This is a genomic window from Vibrio sp. 10N.222.48.A3 (assembly GCF_041475345.1).
GTDB lineage: Bacteria > Pseudomonadota > Gammaproteobacteria > Enterobacterales > Vibrionaceae > Vibrio > Vibrio tasmaniensis_A.
In genome coordinates this window covers 1-249 of sequence record NZ_JBFRVX010000746.1, presented here as the reverse complement: position 1 = coordinate 249, position 249 = coordinate 1, and the positions used below count along the sequence as shown (strand labels likewise).

The following is a 249-nucleotide window of genomic DNA, read 5'->3' as shown; positions in this document are numbered from 1 at the left end:
ACCTTCAATATCTTTCAACATTTTCAATGCAAGATCGGTGATTGGCGAACCAACCTGACGACCTGTATTTTCACCATTGGCAATTTTAATCGCAGATGTATTGAGGTCTTCTAAAGAGTGTAAAACGATTTCACAAAACGGACCGATCAGACTCGCAATACCATCAACTACGGCCTCATAAGATCTTAAGATAATTTTATCGTGTTCACTGAATGGCATGACATGGACTGATTCCATTTCGAGTAACAT

General features: G+C 39.0%; 1 protein-coding gene. It reads right to left on the bottom strand.

Features of this window, described 5'->3' with window-relative positions:
• A partial coding sequence (locus AB4653_RS19305; protein ID WP_372105037.1) for a PAS domain-containing protein occupies positions 1–249 on the bottom strand: 249 nt, incomplete at both ends.